This is a genomic window from Arthrobacter sp. Soil_C_49 (genome assembly GCF_057656635.1).
The window spans coordinates 125,303-141,504 of the sequence record NZ_JBDGJZ010000007.1; the positions used below are offsets into that span (position 1 = coordinate 125,303).

A 16,202-nucleotide genomic window follows, 5' to 3' on the forward strand; every position below is an offset into this window, starting at 1 on the left:
GTGGTGATGGCGATGGCCAGGAAGATTGCGGCGTTCACGCCCTACTACACCGAGGAGCAGGCCGATCAAGTCCGTGCCGCTTTCGTGAATGCTGGCCAGCCCGAAGAGGGTGACGCGAGCGTTTCGGACTTCATTGTTCGGGCCAGCCTGCGTGAGGCGAAGCGCCTTCAGCGCAAGTACAACGGAGGCAAGCCATGGCCTCCAGTGAAGGCCGGTGAGCTGCGCCGCGGGCAGAGAACGATGGATGAGATGCAGCACCGGAACGAGGACGTGTAGGAATGGGTCAGTGGACTGAGGAAATGAACCACGTGAAGGTCCCGGCGCCGCTGCCGCTGCCCAGGATGCTGTCCCTTGAGCAGGTCCAGGAAATCCTGAACCTGGGCATGCCGTCGATTTATGCGCTGGTGAAAAGCGGGGAGCTGCGTGCGGCGCAGTTCGGCGGCCGAAACGTTTGGCGGGTGCGTGAGGATGATCTCGCAGCCTTCATCGAAACTGCCTATGAGAAGACCGCAGAGCGCATCGCGTCCGGGCAGATCCCGAGCGACGAGAGCCCCGGCGGCAGCTAATCAAATCAGTTCCCCAAGCAGCAAGATGGCCGGCGCCCAGTGGGTGCCGGCCATCGTCGTCGTGGTGAGCGTTCGTGATGCCCGGGGTGCGTGGTTGGTGCCATTGCTTGGATCACGCGGGCCTGCGGTACTTGGTGGTGGTGAGCGCCGCCCTGCAGCTTGTGGTTGTCACCGCTCGTTACCGGGCTGAAGCCCCCCGAGCGCCTTAGAACCCTGCCACTGATGACGGTTCCGTCGCTGCCCGACCTCACCCCGCCTGGACGGTGTGTGTCGTCCCTGCTGAAAGAAACCTGACCCCTGCGATAGGTGGGCCGGTGACGCCGGTCTTGGTCCATGGGAAAGGGCTCCGTTGGATACCTCAGCGTTCCCCGGCTGTGCACATTGGCCGGTCCCGGTAGTGACGTGCCCGCTGGTGGTGTCCTGGCGTTTGTGTGCAGCCGGTTAGGTGGGTCCCGTCGTCCAAATGTGTGCGGGAAAAGCCCGTAGGTTATAGCTTTTGCCGTGCCCATGTGGGCGAGGGGCTTAGTTCTCCTAAACGGTTTCCGGCTCGGCTGAGTCGGTGCCTGCCGCGTCGTCGGCGGGGGCGCCAGTGGCCTTGGCTTGGGCTTTGCGTCGGCGGCCTGCGGCCGCTGGTTCGAGGCCGAGTTTTTTGAGTTCGTCGGGGCTCCAGCCGTCGCGGGTGGCTTTGACGTAGGCGCGTTTGTCGTCGCGTTCAGCGGCGGCGAGCTGGTCTTTGAGGTCGGTCACGCGCTGGCGTGCCTGGACGAGTTCTTCGACGGATTTGATGCGTGAGTTGAGCAGGGCTCGGGCTTGGTTTTTGGTCTCTTCGATGTTGATGGAAGCCATGGTGTTCGGTGCCTTTCGTGGTGTTGCTGTTTAGCGTTCGAGGTCGGGGGCGCTGAGGTACGCGCGGGGCGCGCCTCCAGGTCCCGGGGAGGTGCCGCCCGCGCTGCTGTGGAGTGCGGCGCTGGGGTGTTGTGGGAAGGAGAGTTCGGCGAGTCTTATCGACGCTGGCAGGGGCGCCTGGTCGCTGCCCATCCTGCGTTCGTGGTGCTCGATGACTTCTGCGAGTGTTACCCGGTCGCTGGAGCGGATCACGTCTGCTGGTGAAGGGAGCTCCGCGGCGACCATCATGGCCAGCGTTTCGGTGTGATGGCGTTCATGCGCGGGAAGGACGGATTCGATGCTTCGGGTCAGTTCTGGAAGTACGGATTGCTGGTCTGCTGTCAGCGGGGATTCAACATCTCTGCCGGTGTCAGATGCGGCACGGTGTTTGGGATCTTCCCGGGTCCCGGGGACGTCCATCTGGATAGTGAGGGCGTAGCCGTCTTCGATGATGCGGGTCTTTGTCCCGGTCAGGTCCTGCAGGTGGCGGGTGGCGACGTTGTCGATGCTCCCGCAGACCTGGTCGGTGCCGCCGATGAGACGTTCTTCGGCAGCTCGCAGACGTGCAAGGTTTGCAGGGTTGAGGTCCCGGTCGACGCGGAGTTCAAGAAGGACGTGCGCCGGACGTGAGGCGGTTGCCTGGTGGTAAGTGGAGATCTCGACTCGGGATGCTGTTTCGTCGAGGTAGTTGTGTTCTGTGAGCATGTGTCCCCCCAAGGTTGGCTGTCCAGACGGTGCCAGCGTACCGGCGCCGGAGTGCTGCCCGGAGGAGGTGGCTCGGCGTGCCGCGAAAGCAGAGCAAGCTATACATTTACACGGGTGTAAATGGCGTGTCGCTCACGGCCCTGTGGTTGTTTGCTTGGCACACTGGTCGTGTGGTCCCCGGTTTCGGGGTCGCTGCGCTGGGCCGTTTGAAGGGATTGGGGGAGTGCGTGTCTGAAGAGCAGGAGAAGCCGCGTTCCCGCTTTTCAGTACGCAGCCGTGCGAATGCGACGGCAGGAACGAAGAAGCGCCGAGAGAATGCTCCGGCCGGGACCAAGAAGCGGCGCGATGTCTGGGTGACCGCGAATGAGGAAGCGGCCCTGATTGCGAAGGCTGCCCGGCAAAACGTGACCGTCCCGAACCTGCTGCTCACTTCGGCCTTGTCTGAGACTTCCGATACGCCGATCGAGCGCAGGGCGGCGATGGCAGAACTGATGGCGATCCATACGTTGTTGGCTCGGGTGTCGAACAACGTGAACCAGATCGCCCGGCACGCCAATGCCGGCGACGAATTTCCCCAGGACGCGAAGGCGGCACTGGCGTATGTGCGCGAGGTTGCGATGAGGATTGACCGGACGATCGAGGGGCTGATGTAGGGATGATTCCGAACATCACGCGCGGGTCCCGGATGACCGGGCTGATGCTTTACCTCGCATCCACGGACAAGGATAAGACGAAGAACGCGCACACTGACCCGCACCTCGTTGCAGGGGACGCGGCGATCATGGCCTGGTACGACGACGGCGTCCTGGACAAGGACGACGCGATGGCGATCGCGAAGCATCTGGACCAGCCCCGAAAGGCCTTCGGCGTCGAGGTCCTGCAGAAAGATTTCCGCTGGGACCCGGTCAAGAAGGAACGCGTACCGAACGGACACAAGCACGCCGACGTGTGGCACTGCTCGTTGAGTCTCCGCGCTGAAGAAGGGGCCCTGACTGATCAGCAGTGGGGTGACATCGCGAACGACTTCGTCGACGCCATGGGCTTCACCGAAGCCAGCGGAAAAGCCCAGTGCCGGTGGGTAGCAATCAACCACGGCACCAGCGAAAACGGCAACCACCACATCCACATCGCCGTGTCCCTCGTCCGCGAAGACGGCACCAAAGCTTCCACCCACGGCGACTACAAACGAGCACAACAGACCTGCCGGGAACTGGAAACCAAGTACGGTCTCGAAGAGCTCTCTAGCGTGCACGCCACCCGCGGCTACGACCGCGCCGAAAAGGCCACCGCGGTCCGGGACGAACGCGAAATGCACCGTGCCTCCCTCGCCCGCAAGGTGCGCGCCAGCGCAAGCGCCTCAGCCACCGAAGCGGAATTCGTTCGGCGGGCCCGTGACACCGGACTGCTGGTCCGCCCGCGTTACGCGAAGAACACCACCGACGTCATCGTCGGGTACTCGGTAGCGGAGAGGCCGAAGCCGGGGGAGCGGCCTATCTGGTTCGGCGGCGGGACGCTCGCGTCAGACCTGAAGCTCGGTACGTTGCGTGAGGAATGGATGGACTCCCCGCACCTGGCTACCGAAGCCGCAGCGGAATGGAACGCAGCGGCACGCAACAAGCGCAAGGTCTCCAGGACCGGTCCGGAGAACGCCACCCCTTCGGCAGATGTGTGGGTGGAATACACCCGCAATGCAACAGCGCTGGTTGAAAAGCTGCGCGTCCTGCCCAGGGATGACCACGCCACCTGGGCGAAGGCAGCGCGGGAAGTATCAGGGGCATTCGCTGCCTGGTCACATCGCCTGGAACCTACGCCCGGACCATTGGCAGCGACCGCTGCCGAGTTGTCTCGCACGGCGCAGTTGCGCGCACCACTCCAGCACAGCAAACCCGTGGCGCTCCCGTCGATTGCCGGGACGGCCATGTTGTTCATGGCGGCATCGAGCAAGAACAAGACCGCTGCCCAGTCGGCTCTCATGCTGCAGCTGGTGAACACCGCTTTTGCCATCCACGAGATGCACCAACAATCCGGACGAACAAGGGAAGCGCAGCGGATCCGCGCCGTGGTGACCGAACAACTGAAACCCTTCGCAGCGACCATGCCCAGACCGGCCACTGTGGGAGCCGCGGAACAAACCGCACCAGGACAGACACCTGTACCGAAGTCGGTGGAACTTGGCCTGCGCGGTATGGCTCCCATCCGCCCAGGTTCGGCAGTACCCACCACGCCGGTGCCGGCCAAAACCCACCAGCACACGGGGCGCGAAACCGGCCCTGTGCTCGACCGATAACGAATCACACCAAGTGCAAGGGGGAACACCATGAGTGAATCAGATGGAATCGACGACGTCCTGGACGGCGGGATACGGCAGTCGCTGCAGATCGCCTCGCGCATTGCCGAAACCCTGGCGCGCCGACGGCAGGAACTGATGCGGCAGCGGGAACAGCAGGACGCCCAGGCAGCGCACGAAGCGCAGGCACAACTGGCGGCCCAACGCAGCGCTGCACGCGCCGCGCTCTCGCCGGTGGAGAAGGATCAGTGGTGGAACAAAGCGCAGCCCGGCGATATTGCCACTGCCCACGCCGTAGCAGAGGCATGGAAAGACCATGACCCGGCAGCCTTGGCGGCCGCGGACCGGATCAGGCACGAGGTCATGACCCGCTACGGGATCGACACCCACGACGTCGGCTCGGACACCGCCTACCTGGAGTCGGGCATCCAGACCATCACGACCGAAAGGGCCCGGCTGGAAGCGCTGGCACTCAGCCAGGAAGAGACGCGCAAGGCGGCCGCTGAACAGGAGAAGGCCATGCAGCTGCTCGCAGCGGCCCGCGCTGAAGAACTGCGCGCACAGGCGGAGAAGCTGGCGCCCGAAATGGAACGACACCAGGTTCCGGTTGAGTACTTGGCCAACCCCGAGCTGGCACAGGCGCTGCAGCGGGCACACAACGCCAAAACCCCAGCGGCAGCTGAAGCTGCCGACGTGGACATCAAGGAACGCATGTTCCTGATCGGCAAGGACGGTGTTAACGGTCCGGACCTTGACCAGCTGCGCAAGGAAACAACAGCGAACGTCAACGGTGCCAACGAGTCCCACTTCAAGGATCCCGAGTTCGTCAGAGCGGCCAAGGATATGCACGAAGCCAGGCTCCTGGCAGAAAGCGGCTTCAAGGGCTCCCAGTTCTCCTCCCTTGAGCAGCGGTACGAGCGGGCCGAGAAGGAACTCTTCGCCCGCCTCGAAGGCGTCGGCCGGGAGATCGAGAACCGTGTCACCGGCAATAACAGCAGCCGACTAAGAGACCAGGGCCTGAAGGCCGAAAGCGTGTCCGCCGCGGACTATGGCTCAGCAGAACGCCAAGAAGCATTCGCCGCGTCCCTGGCAACGACGGGCGCCAACGAAACCCAAGTCAAAGGGCGGGCCGCGGCGGAACGCAGCGAGGGCACACACCCCAGTGCAGCCGTGACCATGGGCAAAGGCGCAGCTAAAGCCAGAAAGACCCGCACGGGAGCATCTCTGGGGGCAGAACGAGGTAAAGGCGGCCCCGGCCGCTAAGCCGGCTCTGAGAGGGGACGGCCGGGCCATGTCGGTGCCCTCGATAGGATCGAACCCATGACTGAAGCCCGCGACCTCGCTCTGCCCAACGGCTACACCGACCTCCTCAGCGAGCTCAAGAATCGGGTGCGGGCTGCCCGTACCCGGGCGATCCGGACCGTCAACACCCAGCTCATTGCACTGTATTGGTCCATCGGGAAAACGATCCTTGAGCGGCAAGCTGTTGAAGCGTGGGGGAGTGGGGTAATCGGCAGACTGGCCGAAGACCTGGGAGCTGAGTTTCCCGACATGAAGGGCCTGTCACGGTCGAACCTGCAGTACATGCGCAGCTTCGCCGACGCTTGGCCGGCATTCGACCCAAATGTCCCACAGCCTGTGGGACATTTGCCGTGGGGCCACATCCGCACCATCCTCGACAAACGGCTCGACGAAGAGGCAAGGGACTCGTACGCCGCCGCTGCCGTGCAGCACGGCTGGTCCCGCAACGTCCTCATGAACATGATCATGAACAAGACTCTGGAACGCACAGGTGCCGCGCCCTCAAACTTTGTCCAACACCTCGATGCACCGGACTCAGAGCTCGCCCAGCAGGTAGCCAAGGACCCCTACAACTTCGAATTCCTCGGGCTCTCAGGCGAAGTCGCCGAGCGGGAACTTGAAAACGCCCTCACCAGCAGAATCACCGAAACCCTCCGCGAACTGGGCCCCGGCTTCGCCTTCGTCGGCCGCCAGGTCCACTTCGACGTCGACGGTGACGACTTCTACGTCGACCTGCTCTTCTTCCATATCGAACAATCGCGCTACGTCGTGATCGAACTCAAGACCGGCAAGTTCCAGCCCGAATACGCCGGCAAACTCAACTTCTACGTCGCATTGGTCGACGACGTCCTCCGCCGCGACCATCACAACGAAACAATCGGCATCCTGATCTGCGGCACAAAAAACGACCGGAGCGTCCGGTACAGCCTCGGCCGCTCCACGTCGCCCATGGCTGTAGCGGCCTACACCTATGACAGGCTTCCGGCAGCAGAGCAGCGGGCACTTCCTGATGAAGGACATATCGTCGCAGCCCTCGAATGGGCCGAGTCGGAGTTGAAGGAGGAGGGGGACGTCCCGAGAGCTTGACGTCTGGTGGTCCAATAGTGCCCCTCACAAGGAGTCATGCTTCCGACTCTTGAGTAGCCCGATATCAATTGAAGCCCTGAAATTACGTCTATCCTGCTAGGAACGACCGGCAGAACAAGAAGCCGGCATATTCTGCGAGGGATTTTGGATTCATTTTGGCGGCGAAGAAAGCGTCATGAGCTTTCGTGGGGGATTGTGGCCTTCGCGGCGCTGTTCGCCGCAGGAACTGTTTTCATTGCGCGAGTAGGGTGGCCGGGCTGGCTGCTCGGTCTGTTGGGCATTGCATGCGTAGTTGGTGGCATCGCGATGCAGGCAGCGAAGGACCGCGCTAAGAGCAAGGACACGAGCGCTGCCACTCGAATCCAATCGATGAGAACCAAAGGGAGTGAAAGCCCAGGAGGCCTTCTGCCTTCGGATATCTCTCCGAGAATGTGGGGAATTCACGAAGCCCTCCTAGACCTGCCGTACATCGAACGCGACGCTCAAGGCGCAGTTATTGATGCTCTTGCTGACAGCGAACCCGTGTTAATTCTCGGCCCTTCTATGGTCGGCAAGACGAGAATGGCCTCGCATCTCATTCAGGACCTCTATTCGAGCCGTCCGGTCATTATCCCCGACGTTCCAAATGGTGTTGCGATACTGATGAATGCCGGCGAGGTACCCGCCGAGTCTGTAATTTGGCTAGATGACCTCGAAAGGTACCTCGCAGATTCCAAGGATCTGAAAGCCCGATGGCTGGACGAACTCCAGGAAACCGGCAATGTCATCGTGGCAACGATGCGGGAAACGTCCTACGAACAGTTTCAGCCAAATGACGCTAATCCCCGGACTCAGTGGGAGACCTTGCGGTGTTTCAGAGTCATAAGACTGAGAAATAAAGACGAAGAACGGACGAAGCTTGCACTACAAGTTCAAGACCATCGAACCCGCCAGGGCATATTGAAGTATGGTCTTGGAACATACGTAGGTGGCGGCTTCCTAGCTCTGGAGCGGCTGGATACAGGGCGCACCACAAACCCTGTCGGCGTGGCACTCGTTTTAGCCGCTATTGATTGGCAGCGTTCAGGCATCGGCGATGCGATTCCAGAAGCCGTAGCCCTCCCGCTTGTGGCTAACTACCTTGAAGAAGCAGACACCTCATTGGGCCCTGCGGACCTTGCTACGGGACTTGCTTGGGCGACGAATAGAACTATTGGAGGTGGAGCCTTCGGTCTCCTTGTCTCCACAACCGATGGGTCTTTACGTCCCTTCGACTATTTGGTTGATCATATTGCTAGTTCTGGTGCACCCATTCCTCTTCCTCTCTGGGAGGCGGTGGCACGGGCCGACGTTCCAGACGGTTTGCTGAACAACGCTGGAGTAATAGCTAGCTACTCTGGAAAAAGCCTCGTTGCCATGCAGTTGTTCAAAAGGGCATCAGCTATGGGGAATGCAGAGGCCACAGCCAACCTCGGGACGTGGCTGGAGCGTCAGGACCGCGAATCTGAAGCGGAGGAGCATCATAGACTCGCCGCTGAAACAGGAAATCCTCGCGGCATGACCGGTCTTGGCGTCCAGTTGCTTCGGAAAGGACAGCTGGAAGAGGCAGAACACTGGTTCCTAAAAGCGGCCAGCGCAGGAGACGGCGACGCGATGGCAAACTTGGGCGTCATTTTCTTTCGACGTGGAGAAAAAGTCCAAGCTGTCGAGTGGTATAGGCGTTCAGCGATGGCGGGCAGTGGCTTCGGCATGACCAACTATGGGATGCAGTTGGAGGCCACAGGAAAAATAGATAAGGCCGAGCGGCTCTACCGTGCGGCGGCAGAGCGACGCAACGGTGCCGGCATGTTTCAACTCGCCCAGCTCCTATTCCGGCGGGGGCAGGCTATGGAAGCAGAAGGATGGCTGCGCAACGCGGTACAGAACGGAAATCCAGCGGCGATGTCTGGGTTGGGCCTCGTACTGGATGCCAAGGGACTGCACGATGAGGCGAATGAGCTATACAGGCGCGCGGCCGCGAAGGACGACGAGCTTGGACTAGCTATCGTCGGCAAAAAGTTTTTGGATGAAGGCGACGTTGAGCAGGCGGAAGGGATGCTTGACCGTGCTGCCGAACGAGGACTCGCCGCCGGAATCCTGTATTTGGGGGTTCTGTATGAACGAACTGGGCGCAAGGACCAAGCCAAGGCACAATTCTTGGCGGCGGCCAAAACCCAATCCTTCGACGATGTGGACACGCTCGTCTCCTTAGCGGACCGTCTGGAAGGAGAAGTCGCCCACGGCCTTTATCGCAAAGCAGCAGACGCAGGGTCTGCCTACGCCATGAACCGATTGGCAGCCGCCTTACGGGAACTAGGAGATCACACACAAGCCAACGTCCTACTCGACAAAGCTAAAGCAGCAGAAGCTGCGTTAGCCGAGGACGTCGAGTCAGGAGACACTGATGCCATGATCGAATTGGGATCCATAGAAGCAGCACGAGGTAACTATCAGGAGGCCCAACGGCACTTTATCGCTGCAGTAGAACGGGGCGATACTATGGCTGCTGAGTGCCTGGCTGTTCTCTTGGCGGAACACCCGGAATTGGGCTCCTCATGATCAATGAGCCCATGCCCATGGCCGAATACGAACCCAGATTAGGTAACCTGACGCTGTCGGAAACACAAGAGGGATCGATCAGAACGGCACCCTTGCAGTCAGCAGCTGACCTGGCCGAGCTCTACCGCTTGGGGAGAGATAAGTTCTGCTTTCTTTGCGGAACTCAAGTTATCGCTGGTGATGACCTCTCGGCAGAACACATTATTCCGCAGTGGTTGATCCGGCAGGCTGGTCTCACCACGGGCGGCATCCAGCTTCCAAACTTCGAAAGAGGATCTTCATTACGGAGCTACCTTAGGTCCAAAGTTGATTGCTGCTTGGGTTGCAATAATGCATTGTCTAGAAGTCTGGAACCTGACGTGAAAAACGTTGTCAATGTGGACCGTCAGGGGAATCTTCGCACGGAGCATAGACGTCTAATGCTCCTTTGGCTGGCCAAGATTTACTATGCCAATTCTTTTGCCGGGATGTCGTTCGCTGAAGAACCGAGTCTCATGAAGGATCCCGACCATGCGAAGCTCACGCACCGGGCCGACCACATCTCCATACTGAGCAACATTCAGTCGCATCTATTCAGTTTTGTTGAAGGTCCAAGCTTTGTCCGGACCGAAGGTCTGGGATCTATTTTCACCTTTAGATGTGTATCCACGCCTGAGCCGGACTTCTACTACAGTGATGGGCACCAGAATCTGCCTGTTGTAGTCTTCCGATACAGGTCCCTAGGAGTAGTTGCATACTTCGCGGGAGGAGATAGAGCAGAGAACATGTTTGACCGGCGCACGCTGGCTTGGCTTCATGGGTCAAACCCTTACGAACTAGACGTCGACCACCTCAGATGTGCAAAAAGAGTGCGACTCATCAATGAACAGCTGCTGGATATCGCTTCGATCATCGCCCAAGTCGGTACGGCGTACTTTGAAGTGCCTGGCCCTAAAGTTCCTGGTTTCAGTTACTCCCGGTCCTTTAATAGGGAGTCGTCGTTTGGCGGTGAAATTCTAATCCCATATAGGCGCTATTATCTCCGCTCACTTCTTAGCGGAAATAGTGAGTGGTACGAACGCTGGCTTGCCAATGACCAATCGTTGCTTGTTCACAGGTCGACTGGGGTCCCCATCACCTTTTCCCATGTGAAAGGTCCTGTGGAGGGGGGACTAACGATGTCCCACGTTCGGTATGGCAACAGAACTCCAAGGGTCAAGAAGGGGTAGCCCTTCTCCACGGTAGATGCAGCTGAGCTTGCCAGTTCTAGTTCAGGGTCTGATTACGCCCCTTCTCCCTGCTAGGTCTACAGAGGCGCTGCTATCAGACTCATAGGCGCAATACTCCGGGCGCCGAGTCGGCAGCCTCCAGCACAAGCGTGACTGGCTGCCCTATCGCTGCTTTTGTCAGATTGGGATCTGAGGCTGTTTCCCCCGGGCGTACAGGAAACCCCGTTGGGGCCCTAGTCTGACGATGTGCGAGAGGCTACCTGACGTCAGATTGGGGTGTGGCACAGACGGACGCTGCGTCTGGTTCAGAGTTTTTGGCTGCGTCAGCTTTTGGTGGGTCGTAGTGCGATGGTGATGGCGAGGGCCACGATGACGTGCATTAGAGCCAGGGCGATGAAGCCGAGGGTGTCGAAGCCGGTGGTCGCGGTCATAGCGATGGTCAGCAGGGCAAGGGCTACGCCGGTCCATTTGCCGATTTTGATGAAGTGTGGCCAGCGCAGGGAGATGAGTGCCACAACGCCGAGGCCGAACACGAGCGGGACGATGGTCATGATGAGGACATTGGTCAGGCCAACCGGCATGCCTGCGATGTTCTGGTACGTCGCGCCGGCGGCTTGGAACACCAGGAAGAGTGCGACGTTGACTATGGCGGTGCCGATGATGCTTGCCACTAGGAGGGGGCCGCGGCTGAAGGCTTTTGGTTTTGTTGGAGCGAGGGGGGAGGTGGTCTGAGTCATGGGGTGTCTTTCCTATGTGATGCCGTGGAGGGCCCTGTGTGAGGTCCGAGGCCGGCTATGTGAAGGGCGTCTGAGGCTGAAGGGCATGTGGGTTTGATGGGTGCAGGGGAGACGCAGGCCTTTGGGTTGGGAGGCTGCGTTCCCCCGCAAGGTGGGACCGAGTCTTAGGTGCCGATCGGAAAGGGTTTATTTGGCGACGGCGAAGCCGCCGGTCCAAGCAACCTTTTCGGTTGCGGCGAGGGTGATCTGCGGGAAGCCGAGCGCTTCGAGTTCGCGGGCGCGCGCACAGGGAGCCTGCATCGAGGGCCTGCAGACCGCCGGGGGTGATGATGCCGGCGAGCCCGGTTTTAGCGTTGGGGTCATCGCCTGCGATCAGGACGGTGGTGGGCTGGCCACCGAACTTACCGGTGGCCAGGGTCGGGCCGAGGGTGGTGTTGAAGGCTTTCAGGACCTTGGATTCCGGCAGCGCGGCGGCGAGTCCGGCGGCGGCGGAGGAATCCGCGGGGACGGTGAGGGAATCAAAGGTCTGGAAGTTCACCGTGTTGGTGATGTCAACAACGGTGCGGCCTGCGAGCTGGTCGGCACGCTGGGCGAGGATTTCGGTGATGGCAAGGTAGGGAACGGCAAGGATAACAATGTCACCTGTCACTGCCTGGTCTGTGTCCTTGCTGCCAAGGGCCTGAACGGTGTTGCCGCCCTTTTTCGGCGATCGCTGCGATGGCCTGGCCCATGTTGCCGGTTCCGAGGCTGCTGATGCTGGTCATAACAATCTCCTTAAGTGTGTGCACCGGTGGTGCGGTTGGCTTGGTGTGGTTGTGTGGTGCCGGTTGCGGCTCTTTCCGCTCCCGGTCCGTGATGGTCTAGGGGTTCCTGGAGGAGCGGTTAGGCGACTTGGAGGGAGCATAGGGAGTTACCGAAATTCATCCGGCTTGCTCCTGGGGCCCGCCGGCCGCGCTTTGCAAGCGTCCTTCGGACTTTCAGTCACGGATTGAGGTGACTTCGATTTCGTTTGCCCAGGGGTCGGTGAATCGCAGGGCTCGGCCATCGTGGCGCGTGGGAAGAGAAGAGGCGCGCAGTCGCTCCTCGAGGACTGAGAGATCGTCCGTATTGGGCAGGATGATTCGTACGAGTCCGAGGCCGAGGGTGAGCTGGCGTGGACCTGCACCACGGCTGTTCCAGGTGTTCATGGCCATGTGGTGGTGGTACCCGCCGGCGCTGACAAACAGCGCGGTGCCGAGGTCACCGACGACCTCGAATCCCAACTTGTGCACGTAGAACTGCTTGGCGGTCGGTATGTCGCCGACAGATAAGTGCACGTGACCAACTTTCGCGGGACGCTGGTCACTGCGGCTGAGTGCCTCTTCGTTGAGGTTGTACTGAAGGAATGTGTTCGGGTCGAGGGGGTCGCCCCCCCCATCTCCGGAATCCCGTTTATGTAGTTCCATTCGCTCCGGGGACGGTCCCAGTACAGTTCGACGCCGTTTCCCTCGGGGTCGTTGAAGTAGAAGGCGTTGCTGACGAGGTGGTCCGATGACCCCGTGAATGAGTGCGGTGTCTGGCGGGCGGTCGAGTAGACGGCAGCGGCAAGATCCGCCTTCGTGTCGAACAGCACGGCCGTGTGATACAGGCCCGCCTGGCTGGGCGACGCGTGCTTGAGGGCGGTGGAGTGTTCGAGAGTCACGATGGGAAGACCGAGGCGGCCGAGGGTGATCTGTGCTCCGTGGGTGGAGGTGCCTGTTTTGTGGGAGAGCACGCTCAGCCGGACGGCGTCTCGGTAGTAGCGGGTCATCAGGTCGAGGTCAGCGACACGGAGCGTTACCGCCCCCATCTCCGTGTCCGGGGCGAGAAGTTCCTCCTCGGGGCGGTTGCTAAGTCTCGAAGTTGATGTCGTGTTTTTGGGCGAGATCATGGGTAACTTTCCGTTCCTGAGGTGGCGTGTTCTGCAGCGGCCAGACTTCCGCGGTCCCTTCAATCTTGAACTAAATATTACACTCAATTACTTCACCATGCAAGTAAACAAGAAAAAGCTTTACTTCAAGTCTGAATTTTTGGGCTGGTATGCTGGTAACTATGGACGCCACAGTCACTGACGAGATAGCGGTTGCCAACAGGGGGCAATATCTTCAGGATGAGGCGCGGTGGCTGAGTGATGAAGAACGGGCCGCGTGGCTGTCCTTCGCCAGCGTGCTGTTCCGCTTGCCAGTTGCCCTTGATAAGCAGCTGCAGCGTGACGCGGGCGTTAGTCACTTCGAGTACACCGTGATGTCCGCCCTGTCAGAGGCGCGGGATCGCACGCTGCGGATGAGCAACCTCGCGGCCATGGCCGAATCAGGCCTTCCCCGCCTCTCCCAGGTCGTCGGCAGGCTGGAAAAGCGCGGCTGGATCACCCGCGCCGCTGACCCCGACGACGGCCGGTCCACCCTTGCCACTCTCACCGAACAGGGCTGGAACAAAGTCGTTAAAACAGCACCCGGGCACGTCGAAGAAGTACGTCGGCTCGTCTTTGACCCTCTTACCAAGGCCCAACAAAAGCGCCTTCACGAGATCAGCCGCCGCATCATGAACACCATCGACCCGGAAGACCGCTGCCTCCGCTGACAGCTCCGTCCCGGGTGCTTCTGACTGCGAATCGCAGGCTCTGTTTGGCACTGAAGGCACAGCGTTTAGTGGCCGGTGATTAGGGTTGGCCTCGCAACGTCGACGTCTTCAGGCGGAGTGAAGGACGCGGGCAGTTGAATGTCGACCAGACGTAGTTTCAGTCACGAGGGCTGCATATGACGGAGTCCTACTTCAGCATTTCTGACAACTTCTATCCGACAATCTGTCTTGTCGTCATCCGATAGTTCAGGTTTCCCGAGAGTTCCTGTTGGGTGACCCAGAGCTGGTGGCCTTGGCAGGCTCCGAAGATCGACGCGGGCCAATAGGCGACCGGCGGCGATCACAAGGTCGAGGAGTCGGGCATGGCGTCCTCAACGACACCCTTTCGATGGTTTGGCCGTTCTGGCGGATTTCCAAAGTCGCTCACCAGCCGGCTCTATTGAAATGACGCAGGGGTGTTGCTTCGCTTATTCCTTCCGTCAAGCTATGGCAGCCGCGGATGCGGCATACCCAGGCGCCGGCCAGGGGAGGAATGGGCCACAAGGCGTGTCAAAATATCCGTGAGGCTTCCGGGCGCCACCAATTTCATCCGCGCCCTGGACACCGACTTCCTACCGCCGCTGGGATCTCTTCAACGAGCGCGCAAATACGGCCGTCTTCAACCGGGGTGATGCGGGCCCTTAACTGCATCTCCACCTCCGGATAGTTCTTCGGCTTCAGACCCAGCCTCGTCCCACCGAGACTCCGAAAAAACTTACAACACCACAAGCAGACCAAGATGAACACTGGAACCGACACGCCCTAGTGCATGTCACCATGCCACTAGTTGTTGCGTAATGCCGTACGGAACGGCAGCATTGAGGGTCACACTAAATTGCCCAGGCGCCTCATGAGTGATGAGGATTCCACAGCAAGGATTTGTCATAGCCGTGCGTTGAGTCAGAGCAACTGCTTCGCTAAGTTTCCGCTCAAGTGACTCGGCGTCAGACGCTGTAACCGTAAGGTGTAGTAACGATACTGGTCTATTCATTATCTCAAACACCTTTTTTGTTCAGACGGCATGCCGTCCAACGGCGAGACGACGGCGACCTCCGGAAACGGTTTGATCCAACCCACGTATCTGGCCTAGTATTCCTGTTTTCACTAGAAAGTAATGACACCAGTAATGACCTCTCGTGCTTTGGCGGCCGCATAGGCTTCATTGATACGGTCCAGTTCGAAAACGCGAGAGATTATGGGCTCCGGCGTGAATGTTCCGTTCTCCAAGAGTCGGGCAAATCTCGGTATATCACGTCTAATTTTGCCACCTCCACTTTGGGAACTGCGGATTTGCTTCGCTGAGACGCCCAAGGGCATGGCTGGAAGAGCAACTTCGTCAGCCAGTCCGGCCATGGAAGTTGTAATCAAAATGCCTGCCCCTCTGGTCATTTGGTAGCCTTGAAAGGTGCCCTCGACCGTGCCCCCTGCTTCAAAGGCATAGTCAACTCCGCGGTTTTGTGTAAGTTCCTTGACCTGTTCCACGGGGTCTGCTTCGACCGGATCAATAGCGTCAGTAGCTCCCATAGTTACCGCAAGTGAGCGCCGGTTCGAGTCGGTCTCGATACTGATGATGCGTTCAGCGCCAGCAAACCGAGCTGCCTGGATAATCCATAGTCCTAAATGGCCCGCCCCAATGACAGCAACTGTTGCGCCAGGTTCCACGTTAGCCACGTTAAGTACTGCACCTAAGCCGCTCACAACGCCGCAGCCCAGGGTAGCGGCGACTGTAGGTGGAATTTCTGCGTCGTACTTTGCGAGCACAGATTCCCGCAACAACATGGTTTCTGAAAAGACACCGCAGCCAAGATCCCCGGATATCTGGGATCCGTCAGAGCGGTTGCCTACAATGAAGGGCGGCTGCATACCGGCCATAATTTCATCGCATGCGGAGGGAGTGCCTCGCAAGCATGCGTAGCACGTCCCGCATTCAGCCGATCCGGTCACAGAAACCCTGTCACCTGGTGTTAGATAACGAGCCCCAGGCCCGACTTCCACCACCACTCCCGCAGCTGAATGGCCGGGAATATAGGGCGGGGGCGCGAGAGTGAGTCCGCCGTGCGATAACACATCGGTGGTGCACACCGCTGCGGCGTGTATTTGCACTAAGACTTCGCCAGGTCCCGGTTGACGCATATGGATCTCTTCAACGACAAGCGGTTGGCCATGCTCCAGGACCAGCGCCGCTCGTGTATTGCCGCTCATGCCTTGTCCT

At 59.9% G+C, this 16,202-nt stretch carries 14 protein-coding genes and 2 pseudogenes; 9 read left to right on the forward strand and 7 right to left on the reverse strand.

Going from position 1 to position 16,202, the window contains the following annotated elements; translation table 11 throughout:
* Nucleotides 1-6: 6 nt before the first annotated feature.
* Nucleotides 7-276 carry a ParB family protein gene (locus AC3A4Z_RS13105; RefSeq protein ID WP_498712068.1) on the forward strand — a complete coding sequence of 90 codons (270 nt, stop codon included), beginning with the start codon at nucleotides 7-9 and terminating at the stop codon, nucleotides 274-276.
* A gap of 23 nt (nucleotides 277-299) precedes the next feature.
* Complete coding sequence (locus tag AC3A4Z_RS13110; RefSeq protein ID WP_498711942.1) at nucleotides 300-566, forward strand: helix-turn-helix domain-containing protein; 267 nt, start codon at nucleotides 300-302, stop codon at nucleotides 564-566.
* A 531-nt stretch (nucleotides 567-1,097) separates the two neighbouring features.
* Here AC3A4Z_RS13110 and AC3A4Z_RS13115 read toward each other — a convergent pair.
* Complete coding sequence (locus tag AC3A4Z_RS13115; protein WP_498711943.1) at nucleotides 1,098-1,412, reverse strand: hypothetical protein; 315 nt, start codon at nucleotides 1,410-1,412, stop codon at nucleotides 1,098-1,100.
* A 30-nt stretch (nucleotides 1,413-1,442) separates the two neighbouring features.
* On the reverse strand, nucleotides 1,443-2,156 hold the full coding sequence (locus AC3A4Z_RS13120; protein WP_498711944.1) for a hypothetical protein: 714 nt from the start codon (nucleotides 2,154-2,156) through the stop codon (nucleotides 1,443-1,445).
* A gap of 227 nt (nucleotides 2,157-2,383) precedes the next feature.
* Here AC3A4Z_RS13120 and AC3A4Z_RS13125 point away from each other — a divergent pair, with 227 nt between their 5' ends.
* The 6 genes from AC3A4Z_RS13125 to AC3A4Z_RS13150 all read left to right on the forward strand — a co-directional run bounded on the left by AC3A4Z_RS13125 (nucleotide 2,384) and on the right by AC3A4Z_RS13150 (nucleotide 10,616).
* Nucleotides 2,384-2,809 carry a MobC family plasmid mobilization relaxosome protein gene (locus AC3A4Z_RS13125; protein WP_498711945.1) on the forward strand — a complete coding sequence of 142 codons (426 nt, stop codon included), beginning with the start codon at nucleotides 2,384-2,386 and terminating at the stop codon, nucleotides 2,807-2,809.
* A gap of 2 nt (nucleotides 2,810-2,811) precedes the next feature.
* Nucleotides 2,812-4,443: a relaxase/mobilization nuclease domain-containing protein gene (locus tag AC3A4Z_RS13130; protein WP_498711946.1), complete on the forward strand. Its 1,632-nt coding sequence runs from the start codon at nucleotides 2,812-2,814 to the stop codon at nucleotides 4,441-4,443.
* Between the two features lie 30 nt (nucleotides 4,444-4,473).
* Nucleotides 4,474-5,706, forward strand: coding sequence for a hypothetical protein (locus tag AC3A4Z_RS13135; protein ID WP_498711947.1), 1,233 nt, complete (start codon nucleotides 4,474-4,476; stop codon nucleotides 5,704-5,706).
* 57 nt (nucleotides 5,707-5,763) lie between these two features.
* A complete protein-coding gene (locus tag AC3A4Z_RS13140; protein WP_498711948.1) occupies nucleotides 5,764-6,831 on the forward strand; it encodes a PDDEXK nuclease domain-containing protein in 1,068 nt (355 codons plus the stop codon).
* A 195-nt stretch (nucleotides 6,832-7,026) separates the two neighbouring features.
* Nucleotides 7,027-9,408 (forward strand): SEL1-like repeat protein, encoded by a 2,382-nt coding sequence (locus tag AC3A4Z_RS13145; RefSeq protein WP_498711949.1) that lies wholly within the window; start codon nucleotides 7,027-7,029, stop codon nucleotides 9,406-9,408.
* 17 nt (nucleotides 9,409-9,425) lie between these two features.
* Nucleotides 9,426-10,616, forward strand: a complete 1,191-nt coding sequence (locus AC3A4Z_RS13150) for a hypothetical protein (RefSeq protein ID WP_498711950.1) — start codon at nucleotides 9,426-9,428, stop codon at nucleotides 10,614-10,616.
* 323 nt (nucleotides 10,617-10,939) lie between these two features.
* On the opposite strand, the gene AC3A4Z_RS13155 is transcribed toward AC3A4Z_RS13150, so the two are convergent.
* From AC3A4Z_RS13155 to AC3A4Z_RS13170, 4 genes and pseudogenes are all read right to left on the reverse strand, one after another.
* Nucleotides 10,940-11,353: a DUF6069 family protein gene (locus AC3A4Z_RS13155; RefSeq protein ID WP_498711951.1), complete on the reverse strand. Its 414-nt coding sequence runs from the start codon at nucleotides 11,351-11,353 to the stop codon at nucleotides 10,940-10,942.
* 55 nt (nucleotides 11,354-11,408) lie between these two features.
* Nucleotides 11,409-12,005, reverse strand: a pseudogene (locus AC3A4Z_RS13160) (NADPH-dependent F420 reductase); the annotation flags it as partial.
* Nucleotides 11,992-12,117, reverse strand: coding sequence for a hypothetical protein (locus tag AC3A4Z_RS13165; RefSeq protein WP_498711952.1), 126 nt, complete (start codon nucleotides 12,115-12,117; stop codon nucleotides 11,992-11,994). The gene AC3A4Z_RS13165 and the pseudogene AC3A4Z_RS13160, both read right to left, overlap by 14 nt.
* Before the next feature lie 213 nt (nucleotides 12,118-12,330).
* A pseudogene (locus AC3A4Z_RS13170) lies at nucleotides 12,331-13,181 on the reverse strand (VOC family protein).
* A gap of 242 nt (nucleotides 13,182-13,423) precedes the next feature.
* Between AC3A4Z_RS13170 and AC3A4Z_RS13175 the strand changes: the two are divergent.
* Nucleotides 13,424-13,951, forward strand: coding sequence for a MarR family winged helix-turn-helix transcriptional regulator (locus tag AC3A4Z_RS13175; RefSeq protein ID WP_498711953.1), 528 nt, complete (start codon nucleotides 13,424-13,426; stop codon nucleotides 13,949-13,951).
* A 1,143-nt stretch (nucleotides 13,952-15,094) separates the two neighbouring features.
* Here AC3A4Z_RS13175 and AC3A4Z_RS13180 read toward each other — a convergent pair.
* The gene (locus tag AC3A4Z_RS13180) at nucleotides 15,095-16,192 is read right to left on the reverse strand and encodes an alcohol dehydrogenase catalytic domain-containing protein (protein ID WP_498711954.1); all 1,098 of its coding nucleotides are present in this window, start codon (nucleotides 16,190-16,192) and stop codon (nucleotides 15,095-15,097) included.
* Nucleotides 16,193-16,202 lie beyond the last annotated feature (10 nt).